Here is an 18,431-nt window from a genome sequence, read left to right as displayed (position 1 = left end):
AGCTGCAATGGTAAATCGCAATTCGTAAATTTAGTGACTGTGTCCAGCGTAAAATCCAATTAATGCAATGGCGATACCGAGTAAAACCGCAAGCATTTTACGTTTATTGATTTTATGATCAGCATTTGATTCAAATAATATCGTAGTGGAGATATGTAGGAATATCCCGATTACGATACCCATAATTTTATTAAAGTAGGCTTCGATGCCTCCCAAAGATCCATTGCTTAAGCCTAAGCTAATCCAATAACCCAGCGGAGCCATAATGGCGAATACGGCAAGCAGAACCAACAATGAAGCTTTTTTAATTTGATTTTGGAGTAAAATGCTTGCTAAGGCAAACGCTGCCGGAATGTGGTGCAGTGAGATCCCGAAAATCAGTTCGTTATGTTGGTCTTTAGCTAAAGGCATTCCTTCCAAGAAAGCATGTAAGCACAAACTAATCATAATTCCATAAGGAAAAGCCGAGCTATGGTGATGTTTGTGGATGTGGCCGTGTTCGATACCTTCTGAAAATTGTTCCAAAAAAACCTGAAATAAAAAACCTATGAGGATATAGATGCCTATTTCATGGCTGTCAGATCCCTGATAAGCATCAGGAATTAAGTGTAAAACGGTAATAGCAAATAGGTATGATCCGCTGAATGACAGGATCAATTTTAGTAATTGAGATTTATCGTTTTTAACTAAAAAAATGCTTAGGCCGCCCAGAAAAGCAGAAAAAAACAAAATCAAAAATTTCCAAATTTCCATTAACTAATGGGTTTTACTTTATGATATATAAACGTAGTAAGTAAGCCTATGGCAACGCCCAGCAGCATTCCACAAAAAACATCAATTGGATAATGTACGCCAACATAAATTTGGGCAAAGCTGATAGATGCAGCCCATAAAATTCCAATCGGTAAAATAGCTTTCCATTTCCTGTAGAAAACCCCTATTAAAAATACGGCAATACCAAAATGGTTGGTTGCATGTGCCGAAGGAAAGCTTTTGCCACTCCCGCAAGGTACCCGATGAATAATTTGATCAGCCAGCCTTACTTCGTTACAAGGCCTCACCCTAGCCACATTGGGCTTAATGATGCGAGAAGCAATGATATCGCCCATGGCAAAAGTGACTAAAACGCCACCTATAATATATAAGCCAGCCTTTTTGTACTGCTTAATACAAAAAATCACTATAAACAAATAAAGCGGCGACCAAAAAAAGCGATTACGCAGTAAAGGCATTATCCAGTCGAAAAAGCCGTTACTTAATCCTCGATGTATTTTCAAGAACAGCTCGGTATCAAATTGTAAGAGCTCCTGCATCATACTTTTTTGCAAACCAAGATTAAACGATCTGATTTGAGTTCATCGAAGGCATCTAAATGATAATTGCCAAATTTTTCAATGATTTGAAGTCCACTCTTTTCGAGCATATTTTCAAAATCAGCCAACAAAAATGCTTGAACTCGCTCCTCAAAAGCGTAGTCTTTCATTCGATGTTCAAAGTTGATGTGCTTGATGATCTTTCCCTCGGAAACAAATTTGGACAAATGGAACTCAATGCCATCGATGGTTTTAATTTCCTGATTCGTGAGGTTTTTGATGATTTTCTGCGTGTTGAAATAATCAATTACAAAAGTTCCGTCAGCTTTTAAGCCTTTTCTAAACGCCTTTAGTGCATTTACGTGATCTTTTTCTGTTTCGAAATAACCGAAGCTGGTAAAAAGGTTAAGTGCAATATCAAAGTAATTGATGTAAGCCAACTTTCGCATGTCATGTACATAGAAATGCAGGTTTTTTTGTTCAAACTGCTGTGCGTACTTGATATTTTGTTCCGAAAGATCTATTCCAGTAACATCATAACCTTTTTTATTAAGGTAGATGGAATGTCGGCCTCTGCCACAAGCAATGTCAATTATTTTGCTATCGCTTTTGGGCTTCAGATGTGCTAACAGGTTATCAATTAATAATTCCGCTTCTTCATCATTGCGATTGCCATAAAGGATATGGTAATAAGGAGAGTTAAACCAGTATTGAAACCATTTGCGTTGCATTTTTTACTTGATTTGGGTGAACAAATATAAAGTTTATGCAATTATGTTGCATATAAAACTTGAAAGCTTGCTCATTGGACACAAACGTTTGAGTTAATTTTAATTTTGCTTTATCCTAATAATCAACTACCTAAACGCTAGTTTAAATAGTTTTTAAAATTTAAAATCAAACATAAATACAACAATTTAAAGTCTTTATTTTTCTTAATTTTGGCAAAAAAAATATTCAACTTGACTTTAATCAAATCTATTTCTGGTATCAGGGGTACTATCGGCGGCAAGGCTGGCGATGGCTTAACTCCAATTGACGTGGTAAAATTTACGGCAGCTTTCGGTTCATGGGTAATTAGCAAAGCAGATAATAAAAGAATTGTAATTGGACGTGATGCTCGGATATCTGGAGAAATGGTGAATAACCTAGTTATTGGCACGTTGCAGGGTTTAGGTATTGAAGTGATCGACTTAGGCTTATCTACCACGCCAACGGTAGAAATAGCTGTTCCAATGGAGAAAGCTGCTGGGGGAATTATTCTTACCGCTAGTCATAATCCTAAACAATGGAATGCGCTAAAGCTGTTGAATGCCAAAGGCGAATTTATCAGTGATGCGGATGGTAAAGAAGTGCTCGACATCGCCGAGAATTCAGATTTCAGCTTTGCGGAAGTTGACGAGCTTGGTCAAGTAAAGAAGGACAATTCCTATATACAAAAACATATTGATGCCATTTTAGCGCTGCCTTTAGTTGACGTGGAGGCGATCAAAAAGGCAAACTTTAAAGTAGCTATCGACTGTGTGAACTCTACAGGAGGAATTTTCTTGCCCCCACTGCTGAAAGCTTTAGGTGTTGAAACCATCTACGAATTGTACTGCGAGCCAAATGGGCAGTTTCCACATAATCCGGAGCCATTGCCAGAGAACTTGACAGAAATTGCAAAAGTAGTGCAGCAAAAAGGTGCACATTTGGGCATTGTGGTTGATCCGGATGTGGATAGGCTTTGCTTCGTAAATGAAGACGGAAGCATGTTTGGTGAAGAGTATACTTTGGTAGCTGTTGCTGATTATGTATTGAAAAATACGCCAGGAAATACAGTTTCCAACTTATCATCTACCAGAGCACTTAGAGATGTGACTGAAAAAGCTGGAATGCAATATAATGCAGCTGCCGTAGGAGAGGTTAATGTGGTTAATCAAATGAAGGCAACCAATGCGATTATCGGCGGTGAAGGTAATGGCGGGATCATCTATCCTGAATCGCATTATGGTAGAGACGCGTTAGTTGGTATTGCACTATTTTTATCGCACCTAGCAAAATTCGGTAAGCCGATATCAGTTTTGAGGGCAAGTTATCCTGCTTATCATATCTCAAAAAATAAAATTACTTTAACACCTGATATGAATATTGATGCCTTGCTAGAACAAGTGAAGGAAAAATATCAGCATCAGCCTCATAGTACCATTGATGGACTGAAGATTGAATTCGATAAGCAATGGGTACATCTGCGCAGATCAAACACTGAACCTATTATACGTATTTATAGCGAAGCCGAAAGTGAAACTATCGCGGAAAACCTCGCAAATAAGATTATTGCGGATATCAAGGAGATATTGCAGATAAATTAGGAATTAGGGACTAGGGATTAGGAGTTAGTAACTAGGGATTAGGGATTAGTCCTATACACTTTACTAACAACTAACAACTAATACCTAACCCCTAACCCCTAATACCTAACCCCTGATACCTGACCACTAAAAAGTGACTAACTAACACACTATAAAAATGAAACGAGTTTATTTGGACAATGCTGCTACTACACCGCTGGATCCAACGGTTGTGGCGGAAATGACCAACGTAATGCAAAATTACTACGGTAATCCTTCGGCAATACATGCCCTAGGCAGAGAAGTAAGAACTTTGGTAGAAAAAGCACGCAAAACTGTCGCAACTTTGCTTAATGCTTCACCTTCAGAGATTTTCTTTACTTCTGGTGGTACCGAAGCGGATAACACAGCAATACGTTGTGGCATCGCAGCTTATGGCATTAAACATGCTATCACCTCTAAAATTGAGCATCACGCCGTGGAACATACTTTAAATATGTTGCTTAAAGACGGCGTTATTGATAAGCTAAGCTTTGTAAATATCGACGAAAAAGGTAATGTTGACTACGCTCATTTGGAAGAACTTTTAGAAAACAATGAACGTAGTTTCGTTTCTTTAATGCATGCCAATAACGAGTTGGGCACATTAACCGACATGCAAAAAGTTGGCGATTTGTGCGAAAAATACAACGCTATTTACCATGCAGATACCGTACAAACCATGGGGCATTATACGCATGATGTACGTCAGTTAAAGGCGCACTTTATTGTATGTGCTGCACACAAGCTACATGGTCCAAAAGGCGTTGGTTTTTTATATGTAAATAACAGCATTAAAATCCCACCGATGATTTACGGCGGTGCTCAGGAAAGAAATATGCGTGGTGGTACTGAAAATGTTTATGGTATAGTAGGTTTGGCAAAAGCTTTAGAAATTGCTTATGCTGAAATGCAAGAACACCAAAAACATGTACAAGGTTTAAAAGACTACATGAAAGATCAGCTAATCGCTGAAATTCCAGGTATTTCTTTTAATGGCGAAACAGATGCCGAAAAGAGTTTATATACTGTACTTAACGTATCATTTCCGGAAATGGATATGGCCGATATGCTATTGTTCAATTTAGATATCAATGGAATTTGTGCTTCAGGCGGAAGTGCTTGTTCTTCAGGTTCAAACATTGGTTCGCATGTGCTAAACGGTATCAAAGCTGATCCGAACCGCCCAGCAGTAAGGTTCTCTTTTAGTAAATACACTACCAAAGAGGATATCGATTATACCTTAGAAAAAGTGAAAATGGTAGTGAAACAAAATGCATTAGCATAAACTATAACTACTCATAGCTAATACAAGGGCTATCTAAAAAAGCAGTTGTCATTATACAAATAAAAGTAGAATGGTGATTAAGTGCTTTTTGGGGTAGCCTTTTTTATTGTTTCCTGCTGCTTTAGGGTTTGTGTTTGATTTGTTTTTCGGGTATTTCCGGCATCCGAAAACTATCAATTGTCATTAAAGCCAATCAATCCACTATTTATTGGCTAAAATATTAAAGAAGCTAGTATATTTTTATTAGTATTGTGTACAGACACTACGTTGATTATCAACATAGAAATAACCTAACCTTTTATCAACCTTTTCGAACCTTTACGTTATGCATGTAAACAGCACAACCGAAGAGAAAGAAATCGTTACGCAGCAAAAATCTAAATTGGGCGTTCGATTATTCTTCGTTTACTTAATCTGCTATGCAGGTTTTGTAGCCATCGGTGTTTTTAACTACGAATTATTGTCTACCACTGTTTTTTACGGTTTAAATTTAGCCATCGCTTATGGCATAGGTTTAATTGTTTTTGCGGTGATAATGGGAATTATTTACAATTCCTACTGTACACGTTACGAAGACGAGGCTGAAAAAGCGGAAGGAGGTTTGAAATGATCTATGATATTTCGGTTACTGCACTAATTTTCTTCTTCATTTTTGTTGGCTTAGTACTTGGCCTGTCTTTTTATTTTGGAAGGAAAAAAAGCGACTCGTCATCTTATTATGCCGCCGGCGGACAAATTCACTGGGCGGTTAATGGTATTGCTTTCGCAGGAGATTACCTTTCTGCAGCTTCTTTTCTAGGGATTTGCGGGATGATTGCCGTTGCCGGATTTGACGGTTTTTTATATGCCATTGGCTTTTTGGCAGGGTGGATTGTTGCCTTGTTTTTAATTGCTGAACCATTTAAACGTCTGGGCAAATATACCTTCACCGATGCGCTGAACGCGAAATTCAACTCAAGGGCAATTACATTAGCGGCATCTGTTAGTACTTTAATTATCTCGGTGTTTTACCTCATTCCACAAATGGTGGGAGCCGGCGATTTGGTAATGCCGCTATTAGGTTTGCCACATTGGGCAGGAGTAATTTTAGTAGGTGCAATTGTAATTACTATTGTTGCCAGTGCTGGTATGGCTTCTACTACGTACGTACAATTCCTAAAAGGAGGATTGTTGATTATCCTTTCGTTGATTTTGACGGTTTTCATTTTAAAGAATGGTCTATCCCTTTCGCCAAGCACAAAAGATCATACTTATCATCAGTTTACTACCGTAAACCCTCAGCTTGACGGAACTAAAGTAACTGCGGCACCTGGCTGGCAAGTGTTAGCACAACAAGAAACAGCTGGAAAAACTTTTGTGAAGTTACAGCAAAATGGTATTGAGCGTTGGTTTTACTTGGGAAAAGAAGATGGAAAAGATGTGTTAAAGGAAACGTTAACCATTGTACAGAAAGTCAATGGGGAAAAACTATACAACGGAGAGTCGAAAGAAAAGAGAAAGTTTTATCAGGTGGGTCACTTGAGCAAAATTATAGTGAATGGCAAGGAACTTGACAAAACCGGTGCAGTAGGGCCATTTGAATTCTTATCTACTATAAAAGATAGCGAAATTACTCGCTTTTTGCAGGCAAAGTTAACCGATGGTACAGATCAAGTTACACTTTACTATCCAGAAGTTACGGCTGGCGCTAAATTTATGTTGCCCGGATTGAAATATAAAATTGGTGCTGGTGCCAGCTTGTGGAGTAAGTTGGATTTTGTATCGTTGATGTTGGCGCTGTTTTTAGGGACAGCTGCGTTGCCACATATTTTAATCAGATATTATACTGTAAAAACTCCTAGAGATGCAAGGAAATCTACTATTTTAGCTATTGCAGCCATTGGTGGATTTTACGTACTTACGCTTTTCATTGGTTTGGGCGCTGGAGTAAATGGGGTGATGGACGTAGAATCTAGTAACATGGCAGCTCCTTTGTTAGCGAAGGCTTTTGGAGCAGTATTGTTCTCCATTATCTCTGCTGTGGCTTTTGCTACAGTTTTAGGTACAGTAGCGGGTCTAATTGTGGCATCATCTGGAGCGATAGCGCATGATTTCATCGATATCTATTTAAAGAAAAATCTAAGCGACGACCGTAAAGTGAAAGTGGGCAAAATTGCCGCAGTTGCTGTAGGTGTTTTTGCCATTTTACTTGGGATGGCTTTCAAAGGAATCAACGTGTCTTTCTTGGTAGGATGGGCATTTGCCATTGCAGCATCCGCTAATTTGCCAGCCATTTTGTTTCTGCTGTTTTGGAAAAGAACCTCATCTACAGGGATTTCAGCGTCTATTGTGGTGGGTATCGTAGTTTCTCTTGCCATCATTTTAACATCACCAACCATGTGGGATAAATATGGCTTAGGTGCCGAAAATGCTTGGCATCAAATGGAAAATCCAGCGTTAATTTCTTTTCCGTTGGCGGTTTTAACCGTGTATGTGTTCTCTATTTTGTATCCAAAAAAAGAGCTAAAGGTTCAGCAAGTTTAATAGCTGAAAACTGAATAAAAAATGCGACCGATAAATCTTAGCGAAATGCAAGATTTATCGGTCGTTTTATTTTGAGTTCCGAAAAGGGGAGGTCCTAAAGTTAGTTCTTTGCTATACGCTAAGCCATTTAGGGTTGCTTTTCAATACTTTTTCCTGAATAGCACAAGATGTGTCGTGTGCACCAGGAAGATAGCCTATGCTCATCAAAAATTCGCCAACAATTTCGCCGCCAGTAAATTTAAAGGTTTTTTTAAAGAGCTTAACCCATTCGGGTTTGGTTTTTGGATGATGATAGCTCAGCCAATTTTCAAAGCTCCCAAACTCTTCTTGCAGCTGTAAGATGGTTTTTGCGTTTTCTATTGCTGCGTTTACCTTCAGCTTATTTCTTATAATACCTGCATCCTGAAGTAAACGTTCTCTATCATTCTCGTTAAAGTTGGCAACAGTTGTTACATCAAAATTTGCATATGCATTTCTAAATCCCTGCTCTTTCTTTAAAATGGTTTCCCAACTTAAACCTGCTTGGTTAATTTCTAAAATCAGTCTGCCAAATAATTCGTTGTCATCATGTATCGGAAAACCATAATGGTGATCGTGATAGTTAGCATGTAGGTTTTTTCTTTCTTCGGGCTGCATGCCTAAAATTGCGGTGCAATAACTCATATCAATAGGTGTTTAATTCCGCAAATTTAAAGTATTAACTGACAACCCTATGGCAGTGCAGAAATTAACGTGCTAATTTTTGCATATCCTCCCAATGGTAAATCTTTGGCTTATCTAATTCAGTTTGCGCTGCATTAATCATCGCTTTCGCAATTTTCTGAGCACTAATGCCTCTATATTTCTTCAGGCCTCCTATTAGAAGCGTATTGATCACTGAAAAAGCTTTGATGAACACCTTTTCTAGCGGTCTGCTTTCTTCCCTGTTGCCCATAATCATTGATGGTCTAAAAATATGGGTATGTTCAAAATTTAAAGCGATGATATCTCTTTCGGCTTCACCTTTGGTTTTAACGTAAAAAATTGATGAATTGGCATTTGCGCCAACAGCGGAAACAAGTAGCACGGACTTAGCTCCATTTGCTTTTGTCAGTTCGGCAGCTAAAACAGGATAATCGTGGTCTATTTGATAGTATTCCTTTTGATCAGGAGTTTTTTTCTTTGTGGTGCCAAGTGTGATAAAAACATCATCAGCAACTAAATAGGACTTGTTTTGCGGTAAATTATGGTAATCGGAGAGTAGCATTCGTAATTTCGGATGTTGTATGTTCAATGGTTTTCGAACCACAATAGTTACCTCATCATAAATATCGCTCTGTAGCAAATCATTCAATAAATAACTGCCTACAAAACCGCTTGCCCCAAAAAGAATTGCTTTTTTCATTGAATTAAAATTGATGTATGTTGTTACAAACAAACTTTGAAACCGGTTTGTTAGATAGATGTACCAAAAACATAAACATCATGGAAGATAAAAATAAAAATACCGAGAAAAAAGAAGTGAGAAATGATTTGATAGATATCGATGATACCAAACCGACAAGAACGGAGGAAAACATCGAGCAAACTTCGTCATCTAGTATCACTACTAAATTTACTAAAGATCATGGACGCAAACACGAGCCAATGGGCGGCGGCCATGAGCCTGGAACTAATCCGGGCACTGGATTTTAATCAATATTTGTTTAAATTTAAACCACGGCATTTCAGTCGTGGTTTTTTTATTTTACTATATGCAACGCAGACAGTTTTTTCAACAATCAGCAATGGCGATGGCCTTGCTCGCTTTTTATCGTTCAGATGTTTTTGCTGCGGGTTTGCAGCAGAGTTATCAGTTTAAGCCACTTAGGAACAATATTGGAGTTTTTACCGAGCAAGGTGGAACCATAGGCTGGCTTGATAGCAAAGATGGATTTGTGGTGATTGATTCACAGTTTCCCAACTCGGCACCACATGTAATTGAAGAACTGAAGAAATTGGGAAGCAAACCTTTCAAATATTTACTAAATACACACCATCACGGCGATCATACTGGTGGAAATGTTGCTTTTAAAGGCTTAGTTGAGCATGTTGTGGCGCATGAAAATTCCCTAAAAAATCAAAAAACAACAGCGGAAAAAGCAAATAGTTTAGATAAACAGCTGCTGCCAGATATGACATTTGGTAATAACGGATGGAAAACTAAAGTAGGCGCAGAGAAAATTACGGCGCATTATTTTGGTGCTGGCCATACCAATGGTGATGCGGTTTTTCACTTCGAAAATGCAAACATTGCGCATGTAGGCGATTTGGTTTTCAATAGACGATATCCTTTTATTGACACCGCTAATGGCGCAAATATCCAAAGCTGGATTGGCGTATTAGATCAAATTTCAAATAAGTTTGATAACGACACCTTATTCATTTTTGGACATAGTCGTGAGCCCGAAAAAATAACAGGTAATAAAGCGGACGTAGCAGCATTTAAAAACTATTTACAATCGCTAATGAGTTTTGTGGGTGCTGAAATTAAAGCAGGAAAAACTAAAGAAGATATTTTAAAAGCGACCGCAATACCTGGCGCACCAGAATGGCAGGGAGATGGGATTGCCAGAAGCCTTAATGCAGCTTATACAGAGTTAATGGTTGGAAAATAACCTGCAAAACCACTCGATACAAATTACTGTAATTTATAAACATTCTATATTTCAAATAGTTGCTAAATATCACTTGTAGGCCTTATCACATCAAATGATAAGGCCTATATTTGTTTAGTCCAATTCCTCAGCTCATGGATGATTTTTTAGCAGCTCGTTCGCAAATGGCCCTTTCGTTGGGCTTCCACATTGTTTACGCTTGTATTGGCATGGTGATGCCGTTTTTTATGGCGGTTTCGCACTATAAGTGGTTAAAAACTAATAACGAAGTTTATAAGCATATCACCAAAGCGTGGAGTAAGGGTGTAGCCATATTTTTTGCCACTGGTGCCGTATCTGGCACTATGCTCTCTTTTGAACTAGGCTTGCTTTGGCCAAAGTTCATGGAGCATGCAGGTCCCATTTTCGGAATGCCGTTTTCGTTGGAAGGTACCGCTTTTTTTATTGAAGCAATTGCCTTAGGCTTTTTCCTTTACGGATGGGAAAAGCTTAACAAGTGGTTTCATTGGTTCACAGGTGTTGTGGTAGGTTTAAGTGGTTTAGCCTCTGGAATTTTGGTGGTAGCGGCCAATGCTTGGATGAACAGTCCAGCTGGTTTCGACTTTGTTGATGGTAAATATCTCAACATTGACCCAATCAAAGCCATGTTTAACGATGCTTGGTTTACCCAAGCGCTGCACATGTGCCTTGCCGCTTTTACCGCCACTGGTTTTGCCGTTGCGGGCCTACATGCTTTAATGTTGCTTCGAAAACAGCACAACGATTTTCATTACAAGTCTTTCAAAATTGCAGCGACTTTTGCTACCATTTGTGCCTTGTTGCAGCCAATAAGTGGTGATATTTCTGCAAAAGATGTAGCCAAACGGCAACCGGCCAAGCTTGCGGCAATGGAGGCATTGTATACTACTGAAAAGCCTGCGCCGCTTTTAATTGGTGGTATTGTAGATGAGAAAAATAAAACGATAAGCAAAGCCATTGAAATTCCCGGTGCCTTGAGTTTTTTAGCGCATGGCGATTTTAAAGCAGAAGTGAAAGGCTTGGATCAAATTCCTGCAGATGAGCATCCGCCAGTAGCCATAACGCATTACGCTTTTCAAATTATGGTTGGTTTAGGTACACTGATGATGCTAATTGCAGTGACTTACTTCTTTATTCTATGGCGAAAGAAAACCGTTTTAACTAGCAATTGGTTACTGAAGCTTTTTGTTTTTGCCACGCCTTTAGGCTACATCGCTTTAGAAGCAGGTTGGGTAGTTACAGAAGTGGGCCGACAGCCGTGGATTATTAATGGTATCATGCGTACAAAAGATGCGGTAACGCCAATGCCAGGCATTGCTTGGTCTTTTTACCTATTCTCTGTTATTTATCTTTCGCTGAGCATTATTGTAATTTTTCTGCTTTACCGACAAATCAAAATGGTTCCAGTACATTATCAATCATCAAAAAACAACTAGCTATGGAACAAATAGTGATTGCCTTTTTATGTTTGGCTATTTTGCTCTACTTTTTACTGGGCGGTGCCGATTTTGGTGCGGGGATTATAGAGTTATTCACTTCTACGAAAAACAGAAGCCGCACTCGCCAAACCATGTACCATGCTATTGGGCCAGTTTGGGAGGCAAATCACATGTGGCTAATTATTGCGATCGTAATTTTGTTCGTGGCTTTTCCATTGATTTATACCACCATGTCGGTGCATTTGCACATCCCATTAGCCATTTTGCTCATCGGCATTATTGCCAGAGGTACAGCCTTTGTTTTTAGGCACTATGATGCGGTAAAGGACGAAATGCAGTGGCTTTACAATCGTATTTTTCGCTACTCGAGCTTTTTGGCAGCGCTTTTTTTGGGCATCATTGCAGGAAGTGTGATTTCTGGAAAAATCGATATAAACGCCACAAATTTTGCAGACGCCTATATTTACGGTTGGTTGAATTGGTTCTCTATCTCGGTGGGTTTGTTTACCACTGCGTTGTGCGGATTTCTAGCTGCTGTTTATTTAATTGGAGAGTGCAAAACAGTTGAGGATAAAAAGCGATTCATCAAAAAAGCCGAGTATATGAATTTGGCTGCGGTGGTTTTTGGTGCAATGGTATTTGTAAGTGCTCAGCTAGAAAATGTACCGCTAATAAACTGGGTGCTTTACAATAAGGTAGGTTTAGTTGCTGTAATTTTGGCCAGCTTGTCTTTGGTTTTGCTATGGTATTTGTTACTAAAAGGAAGCACTAAGATCTTAAGAGTCTTAGCCGGTTTTCAGGTTTCGATGATTTTGCTTGCCATTAGTTATGCGCATTTTCCAAATTTTATCCGTTTGAAAGATGGTAACTCTATTTCGCTGTATGATACCATTGGCCCTTACAAAACCGTGCAAAGTTTAGGTTGGGCCTTGGTTTTGGGCAGTATACTGATTTTGCCTTTTTTAGGATACCTGTTTTATAAATTTCAGCAAAAGGAAGAGTAAACTATTTGTACATTTCAACAGGTTGTGGCTGTAAAATTGGCCTTAAAAGCTACTCTTTTGTATTTTGTTGTGATAGTGGAGATATTCAGGTAATGCCGCCGAGCCGTACCAATTGAAGATTTCGGCGTCTAACAACTTAGCTTTAACGGCCGGGTCGGTTTGTAGTAAGGCTTTGGCTTCATCGATGGATTTAGTGTTTAAAATAAAGATGCCACGGTACTGATTGTCATTTTTACCCAAAGGACCAGCAACAATCAACTTGTTTTCTTTTGCCAGCCGCTCAATGTTGGTCATATGGCCTTTAAACAGACTGTCGGTTTCTGCTTTACCAGCAAAGGTATTGGTTCCAGTTTTTAGGATCACGAGTACGTACATCTTCATGCCATAGTCGTCTGCGCCTAGTTTTTTCGCTAATGCTTCATCGTAAGTTGGTTTTTCTTGAGCTTTTATAAAGCCAACAGTAAGTAAAAGCATTAGTGATAACAATACTTTCTTCATGATTTGAGGTTTTTAAGATTGGTTATTAATTCTTCAAGTATGGATTTTTCCAATGGAATTACTGATTCGATTTCCGTTGTTCCATTCTTTAGTAGAAGTATTCCCTTGTTCTCACCAGAGGGGTGTGGTTTAATGTAGTAATCAAGGTTTAGTGTTTCCATTTCTCGAACACGATCTTTAAACCAGCCATAGCTTACTTCGTAGGTAAGTTTGGTTGGGTTGATATAGATTTTTTCCTCGCCATAGGTATTCCAAAGTGTTAAACGAAGTAGGTATACGCCAGCAAACACGAAAATGCCAATTAATATGATAGACATGACGTTGATTTGTTTGCTTATAAATAACGAAATGATCCATGCAAGGGGAAACAGAAACAACAAAAAAGTGAAAATGAATAACACTATTCTGATGATGAGTGGTGTTTTTTTGACTTTTAAAGTCAGTAAATTGTCTTTTAGGAAGATTTGATTCATAAGGTGAGCTTATTCAGAGAATTAGGTGTTTGTTTTGGTTAGTGCTAATCTAATTATAATTCTTAGAAATTAGTTGCTTTACATGTTTGCGTTCTTCAAAACTTTGCGGTAAAAAAAACTCTTGTTGAAGTTGTTTTCTTACGTTCTTTTGGCTTGAACCAAAAGAACCAAAAGTTCAAGGCTGCTTGGCCTCGTTTTGCTCCAGCTCAATTGAGGCTCTTTAGCGCAAAATGAGCCGTTTCACTTCTACATTTTGCTTGTTGGTGCAAGTCCTTCGCAAATGCTACGCCCCAATCGGCTTGCGCTTCACGATGCCAAAAGGCCGTTTGACGTACTTGGGAAAGGTATTGCTAGTTGTACGTTAGTTTGCCTGCTACTTCTTTTAATTTACTTTCTACATCTAATTTCTTTTTCTTTCTTAGCGTTCTTCAAAACTTTGCGGTTGAAAAAATCTTGTTAAAGTTTGTCTTACATGTCTCTTGGTTTACTCGGGAAAGGTGCTGCTTTGGTAAGTTTTTTTACGTTCTTTTGGCTTGAACCAAAAGAACCAAAAGTTCAAGGCTGCTTGGCATCGTTTTGCTCCAGCTCGATTGTGGCTTATTGGCACAAATGAGCCGTTTCACTTCTCCATTTTGCTTGTTGGTGCAAGTACTTCGCAAATGCTACGCCCCAATCGGCTTGCGCTTCACGATGCCAAAAGGCCGCTTGGCGTACTTGGGAAAGGTATTGCTAGTTTTATGTTAGTTTGCCTGCTAAGCCGTTTAACTACTTCTACATCTAACTACTTCCTAAATCTTTGCGGTCTTCAAAACTTTGCGGTTAAAAAAAAACTTTTGTTAGAGATTGGTTTACATGTGGTTTTGCGTTGTTCTTTTGGCTTGAACCAAAAGAACCAAAAGTTCAAGGCTGCTTGGCCTCGTTTTGCTCCAGCTCGATTGTGGCTCTTTAGCGCAAAATGAGCCGTTTCACTTCTCCATTTTGCTTGTTGGTGCAAGTACTTCGCAAATGCTAGGCCCCAATCGGCTTGCGCTTCACGATGCCAAAAGGCCGTTTGACGTACTTGGGAAAGGTGTTGCTAGTTGTATGTTAGTTTGCCTGCTGCTTAACCTAATTGCCTTCTTTTTCTTTGCGGTCTTCAAAACTTTGCGGTTAAAAAAAACTTTTGTTAGAGATTGGCTTACATCTGGTTTGCGTACTCGGTAAAAGGCTTTGCTTCGGTATATGTTATTTTACGTTCTTTTGGCTTGAACCAAAAGAACCAAAAGGCCGTTTGGCGTACTTGGGAAAGGTATTTCTTGATTGTAAGTTTGTTTGCCAGCTACTCTTCTTAATTCCTTTCTACATCTAATTTCTTTTTCTTTCTTAGCGTTCTTCAAAACTTTGCGGTTAAAAAAAACTCTTGTTTAAATTGGCTTGCAAGACATCGTTGCTATGTAGGCTGTGATTGGAACTAAACAGAAAAAATGCTTTGTGTTGTATTTTGCTCAAAATAAATAAGCATTTACGATAATAACTGCACTGCCCCAATACTTTTGCTGTTTTGCAATGCACTTCGTACATAAAACCTGATTGAAGGCGGCAGCGCTCCCGATTTCAATTCGGGAGACTAAAGCCGAAAAGCAGGACTACCGTTGGTGAAGTGCTGCTACAGCGGCTTTTCAAAAAAAATTAACTGATGTAATCTCTGTCTTCGTCGCTTAAAGTACTTTTTTGCTCTTCGGCGTAGTTTTTCTCTACTTCATCATTGTAACTGCTGTAGGTTTTGCGTGGTCGTCCGGTAATAAAGCCAATGACAAAACCAATAAGGATGCAAATACCAATAACAATTAATTTTGATACTTCCACCGGACTTCCGATGATGAAATTAAATTCTACAGCGTCATTGTTGACCATTAAAAAAATAGTTAGTAATGCCGTTAGTGCTACGATAAATATAGTTTTGCCTTTCATTTTCTGCTTTATTGATTTAAAAGTAATAGTTAAACAATAATTCGAATATAGGGTTTTGGTTATAGATTTTATTCACGAAGATTAAACGAGCACCTACGTCGGCCAACGGTTGGTACCTTAACAGATTCATGTCGCTCTTTATTTCCAGGCCAAAGGTTTTAGGCTGGCTCAAATTTGTCTCGCTCCCGATATTTTCATAATGACTAAATAAACCAGCCCTTACGTTGCGAATGTAGGCTAGAGAGCCAATTTCTAAATCAGGGAACAAGAAAGGGAAACGATAGTTGAACAACAAACTGTTTTTGAGTAAGCTTTTAGCGCCCACTTGATTATACCCATATACTGTTGGAATATCATTAACGCTTCCGAATGTTCCGGAATTTTGTTGGTAGTTGAAGCTGGCTAAAAAGGTGTGGTTTTTTGCAAAGCCAGGAAAATAGAGATAGCTTTCGAAGGCAAACAACTTTCCCGTTAGGTTTTTGTCAAAAGGTAAATTCTGGAACTTCAAGTCGATTACCTGTGCCCATCGCGGAGCAATATCGCGTTCGGCACTTCGTAGCTGGTGGTTAAAACCAATGCGGTACGTCATTGGAAACGCAATGGTATTGGCTAGTCTGCCGGCATCAACTGGATTGAAGTGCCTATTCACGTAATAAGTTCCCGTTTCGCCAACAAAGCTAAAACGGTGGTTGAAGCTATTAAAGCTCAGTGGTAAATTTGCTTTTAGGCCAAAATAATCTTCACGCCATTGTGCCCGGTTAACGGTATTTTGAAAGCGATAATTAGCCAGCCTTGGTCGGTTGCGGTAGGTGAGATTAAAAACCGGATAAAGTGCTTTGTAGCTCAAGCCTGCGTTATATTCTACCCGTCGTAAGCTACTTTGGTAAGTAATACCCGCATAAAAGCTGGTGGTGTTTAGCAAATCGTTTGATTTAAGTTGCAAACCCACGTTTTCAACTGCACCATCCGAAGTGGGACTAATGCTGTGAAAGTTAAAAGCATGTTTAAAAGGGCTATAGCTTTTCGAGATAAAAGTGCTATCAGGGATATTGGAAAAAACGTAATCTTCCTTTTTCGTTTCAAGTCCGTAATAAACAAAGTTGCTAGCGGGGATTTCAGTAGCCCTAACATCGGCTTTTGCAATTTCCATTCCCATTAATTGATAGTTGTTAAAATACATTGTTCTGTTGTCGTCAGAAAAACTTGGATTGAAAGCGCCGTATTTTGACGCCGTTAGAGCGCTTATTTTTTTGCTGATAGGGTCTAGCTCATAAATGTTGTCGATACCGCTGTAATGAGCGTTAAATGCGATATTGTTGCCGAAAAAAATTGGTCTGCTAATTTGCTGTGTGGTATTGCTTATCAATTCAATGGTTTTTCCGTTGTTTTTTAAACAAAGTGATTTTCCATTTTCATTAACGCTAATCCAAGTTATTTTGCTTCCATCATAGTTTAGCGAAGGCGTTTGTAATTGGTCATTGGTTTGATTTGGGATACTATCCGTGATATTTCCATTGGTTACGTCAAGCATCACTAAATTGTGCTGATTACTTAAATTGATATTTATCGCTACCAGGTTTTTCCCGTTGGCAGAGATGGAAGGAGCAAACAGTCGAGTCCTGTGTGTGAGTTGCCTTAGCGCTCCAGTTTGCATGTCGTAAATACAAATCACATTGTAGCTGCGCTGTTTGTATCTCGGGTCTTCTCGTCGTTCATCCCAAACAATTTTATTGGAAGAATAGCTATACCAAGCTTGTTCTTGAGCGCCAATTTTTAGCAGGGTTCTTTCTTTTTTATTTGGGGAGATAAGAACAAATCTGGGGGTTTCACTTTTGCTTTGCTTGATACAAAGAATATCTCCGTTGGGAAGTGCAGTTGGCAAATGGTAGTTGGTTGCGTAGGTGCTGCGTTGGTTTAGGCTAGGGTAATTTATTGAATTATTTTGCTCGTCTTGTTGTTGCCAATCTTTGCGTAGTTGTTGTAAAGTTTGAAGGTAATATTGATTGGTGTTTTTTCCTGTTATTTTTTTTAAACTCTGAGAGAATGGATAGAGTCTCAGAGGCCTTTGGTTAATATCCGAAAGAATCTGATTTCCGATACTCGGACCAAACTGTTTTTGGAGTTGAGAATTGATCAAATATCCAAGTTGATAGTAGCCTGCTGTCACATCTTTTTCAGAGCCAAAATACGACTTAGAATAGGAGAAGTTTTTACCCTCTAAAATGGAGGTTCTAAATGGCATGATCCAGTTCGGTTGTCGGCCCCTTCCAGCATAGGTTAGTGCTGTCTCGGTACTCACAGCATCACCTTCCAAAAACCAGATAGGTGTACTTAGTCCGAGGTAGCCAAAGTTCACTTCTTCGGGGAACGGAAAACCAGTGGTGCCTGTGATTTTGTTGAACTGTGCTACGTGTCTTAGTTCGTGTACTGCAAGGCTGTTTAGCCAGTCTTGACTATCGAACTGTTGTGGTGAGATAGTGTACAGTTGTGATTTTTTAGGGGCAAGCTGCACAAAGCCGTTGGAGGTGGTTCCTTGGTTCTGTAGCACTACAGGAATTAACGTGTGTGATTGTGCCAGACTTCTGCCTACAGTAGGGTAGATGTAGGCAAGGGTATTTGCCATTCGCTGAGCGTCTTTTTCTATTGCTGCCGGATAGATGATTTTAAAGCCGCTATATTCAATTTGACGCCACTTTACACTAAGCGGCGTTTGGCTCTCATCAAAAAACTGAGCAAAACTGCTTACGAAAGTAAAACTTAAAATAATTGATATTAATACCTTGTTTTTCAATGTGTTTTTTGTTTTATAATTACCATTTATTTTATTTTACTAAAAATTTTAGTTTTTTAGTTGGTTTGGGTGGTGTGTTATTGTGAACTTAAAATTTCAATAATCAATATATTTAATTGATTTTTAAAT

General features: G+C 38.9%; 19 protein-coding genes. 9 read left to right on the top strand and 10 right to left on the bottom strand.

Annotated elements, in window-relative coordinates:
- Nucleotides 1-30 precede the first annotated feature (30 nt).
- Genes ACY2A0_RS02070 through ACY2A0_RS02060 form a run of 3 tightly spaced genes read right to left on the bottom strand, consistent with a single transcriptional unit; the run spans nucleotide 31 to nucleotide 2,044 of the window.
- The gene (locus ACY2A0_RS02070) at nucleotides 31-753 is read right to left on the bottom strand and encodes a ZIP family metal transporter (RefSeq protein ID WP_461791227.1); all 723 of its coding nucleotides are present in this window, start codon (nucleotides 751-753) and stop codon (nucleotides 31-33) included.
- The gene (locus ACY2A0_RS02065; RefSeq protein ID WP_461787949.1) at nucleotides 753-1,316 is read right to left on the bottom strand and encodes a phosphatase PAP2 family protein; all 564 of its coding nucleotides are present in this window, start codon (nucleotides 1,314-1,316) and stop codon (nucleotides 753-755) included. Before ACY2A0_RS02065 ends, ACY2A0_RS02070 begins: the two co-directional genes overlap by 1 nt.
- Nucleotides 1,313-2,044 (bottom strand): class I SAM-dependent methyltransferase, encoded by a 732-nt coding sequence (locus tag ACY2A0_RS02060; protein ID WP_461787948.1) that lies wholly within the window; start codon nucleotides 2,042-2,044, stop codon nucleotides 1,313-1,315. The genes ACY2A0_RS02065 and ACY2A0_RS02060 overlap by 4 nt, the downstream gene beginning before the upstream one ends.
- Before the next feature lie 231 nt (nucleotides 2,045-2,275).
- Between ACY2A0_RS02060 and glmM the strand changes: the two genes are divergently transcribed.
- From glmM to ACY2A0_RS02040, 4 genes are all read left to right on the top strand, one after another.
- Nucleotides 2,276-3,664: a phosphoglucosamine mutase gene (glmM, locus tag ACY2A0_RS02055; protein WP_461787947.1), complete on the top strand. Its 1,389-nt coding sequence runs from the start codon at nucleotides 2,276-2,278 to the stop codon at nucleotides 3,662-3,664.
- A gap of 157 nt (nucleotides 3,665-3,821) precedes the next feature.
- Nucleotides 3,822-4,970 carry a cysteine desulfurase family protein gene (locus ACY2A0_RS02050; protein ID WP_461791226.1) on the top strand — a complete coding sequence of 383 codons (1,149 nt, stop codon included), beginning with the start codon at nucleotides 3,822-3,824 and terminating at the stop codon, nucleotides 4,968-4,970.
- A 325-nt stretch (nucleotides 4,971-5,295) separates the two neighbouring features.
- Entirely contained in the window at nucleotides 5,296-5,580 is a 285-nt protein-coding gene (locus ACY2A0_RS02045) for a DUF485 domain-containing protein (protein ID WP_113639007.1), read from the top strand.
- A complete protein-coding gene (locus ACY2A0_RS02040; RefSeq protein ID WP_461787945.1) occupies nucleotides 5,577-7,493 on the top strand; it encodes a solute symporter family protein in 1,917 nt (638 codons plus the stop codon). Before ACY2A0_RS02045 ends, ACY2A0_RS02040 begins: the two co-directional genes overlap by 4 nt.
- Before the next feature lie 111 nt (nucleotides 7,494-7,604).
- On the opposite strand, the gene ACY2A0_RS02035 is transcribed toward ACY2A0_RS02040, so the two are convergent.
- Together ACY2A0_RS02035 and ACY2A0_RS02030 are read right to left on the bottom strand one after the other, a co-directional pair.
- Nucleotides 7,605-8,156, bottom strand: a complete 552-nt coding sequence (locus ACY2A0_RS02035) for a DNA-3-methyladenine glycosylase I (protein WP_461787944.1) — start codon at nucleotides 8,154-8,156, stop codon at nucleotides 7,605-7,607.
- 64 nt (nucleotides 8,157-8,220) lie between these two features.
- Nucleotides 8,221-8,877, bottom strand: coding sequence for an oxidoreductase (locus ACY2A0_RS02030; RefSeq protein ID WP_461787943.1), 657 nt, complete (start codon nucleotides 8,875-8,877; stop codon nucleotides 8,221-8,223).
- A gap of 17 nt (nucleotides 8,878-8,894) precedes the next feature.
- Between ACY2A0_RS02030 and ACY2A0_RS02025 the strand changes: the two genes are divergently transcribed.
- The 4 genes from ACY2A0_RS02025 to ACY2A0_RS02010 all read left to right on the top strand — a co-directional run bounded on the left by ACY2A0_RS02025 (nucleotide 8,895) and on the right by ACY2A0_RS02010 (nucleotide 12,590).
- A complete protein-coding gene (locus tag ACY2A0_RS02025; RefSeq protein ID WP_461791225.1) occupies nucleotides 8,895-9,167 on the top strand; it encodes a hypothetical protein in 273 nt (90 codons plus the stop codon).
- Nucleotides 9,168-9,226: 59 nt separating this feature from the next.
- Nucleotides 9,227-10,129: an MBL fold metallo-hydrolase gene (locus ACY2A0_RS02020; RefSeq protein WP_461787941.1), complete on the top strand. Its 903-nt coding sequence runs from the start codon at nucleotides 9,227-9,229 to the stop codon at nucleotides 10,127-10,129.
- Between the two features lie 134 nt (nucleotides 10,130-10,263).
- Nucleotides 10,264-11,583 (top strand): cytochrome ubiquinol oxidase subunit I, encoded by a 1,320-nt coding sequence (locus tag ACY2A0_RS02015; RefSeq protein WP_461787940.1) that lies wholly within the window; start codon nucleotides 10,264-10,266, stop codon nucleotides 11,581-11,583.
- A 2-nt stretch (nucleotides 11,584-11,585) separates the two neighbouring features.
- Nucleotides 11,586-12,590: a cytochrome d ubiquinol oxidase subunit II gene (locus tag ACY2A0_RS02010; protein WP_461787939.1), complete on the top strand. Its 1,005-nt coding sequence runs from the start codon at nucleotides 11,586-11,588 to the stop codon at nucleotides 12,588-12,590.
- A gap of 42 nt (nucleotides 12,591-12,632) precedes the next feature.
- On the opposite strand, the gene ACY2A0_RS02005 is transcribed toward ACY2A0_RS02010, so the two are convergent.
- Nucleotides 12,633-13,088, bottom strand: coding sequence for a YciI family protein (locus tag ACY2A0_RS02005; protein WP_461787938.1), 456 nt, complete (start codon nucleotides 13,086-13,088; stop codon nucleotides 12,633-12,635).
- Entirely contained in the window at nucleotides 13,085-13,405 is a 321-nt protein-coding gene (locus ACY2A0_RS02000) for a hypothetical protein (RefSeq protein WP_461787937.1), read from the bottom strand. Before ACY2A0_RS02000 ends, ACY2A0_RS02005 begins: the two co-directional genes overlap by 4 nt.
- Before the next feature lie 689 nt (nucleotides 13,406-14,094).
- Here ACY2A0_RS02000 and ACY2A0_RS01995 point away from each other — a divergent pair.
- Nucleotides 14,095-14,520 carry a hypothetical protein gene (locus tag ACY2A0_RS01995; RefSeq protein WP_461787936.1) on the top strand — a complete coding sequence of 142 codons (426 nt, stop codon included), beginning with the start codon at nucleotides 14,095-14,097 and terminating at the stop codon, nucleotides 14,518-14,520.
- Nucleotides 14,521-14,790: 270 nt separating this feature from the next.
- Here ACY2A0_RS01995 and ACY2A0_RS01990 read toward each other — a convergent pair whose 3' ends face one another.
- The 3 genes from ACY2A0_RS01990 to ACY2A0_RS01980 all read right to left on the bottom strand — a co-directional run bounded on the left by ACY2A0_RS01990 (nucleotide 14,791) and on the right by ACY2A0_RS01980 (nucleotide 18,302).
- The gene (locus ACY2A0_RS01990) at nucleotides 14,791-14,937 is read right to left on the bottom strand and encodes a hypothetical protein (RefSeq protein ID WP_461791224.1); all 147 of its coding nucleotides are present in this window, start codon (nucleotides 14,935-14,937) and stop codon (nucleotides 14,791-14,793) included.
- A gap of 292 nt (nucleotides 14,938-15,229) precedes the next feature.
- Complete coding sequence (locus tag ACY2A0_RS01985; protein WP_461787935.1) at nucleotides 15,230-15,511, bottom strand: LapA family protein; 282 nt, start codon at nucleotides 15,509-15,511, stop codon at nucleotides 15,230-15,232.
- 16 nt (nucleotides 15,512-15,527) lie between these two features.
- Nucleotides 15,528-18,302: a TolB family protein gene (locus ACY2A0_RS01980; RefSeq protein ID WP_461787934.1), complete on the bottom strand. Its 2,775-nt coding sequence runs from the start codon at nucleotides 18,300-18,302 to the stop codon at nucleotides 15,528-15,530.
- Between the last annotated feature and the right edge of the window lie 129 nt (nucleotides 18,303-18,431).

Origin of the sequence: Pedobacter sp. (genome assembly GCF_965249885.1) — a bacterium.
In the GTDB taxonomy this organism is placed as follows: domain Bacteria; phylum Bacteroidota; class Bacteroidia; order Sphingobacteriales; family Sphingobacteriaceae; genus Pedobacter.
Note: the sequence above shows the minus strand (reverse complement) of the source record. Positions and strands in the feature narration are given on the sequence as shown.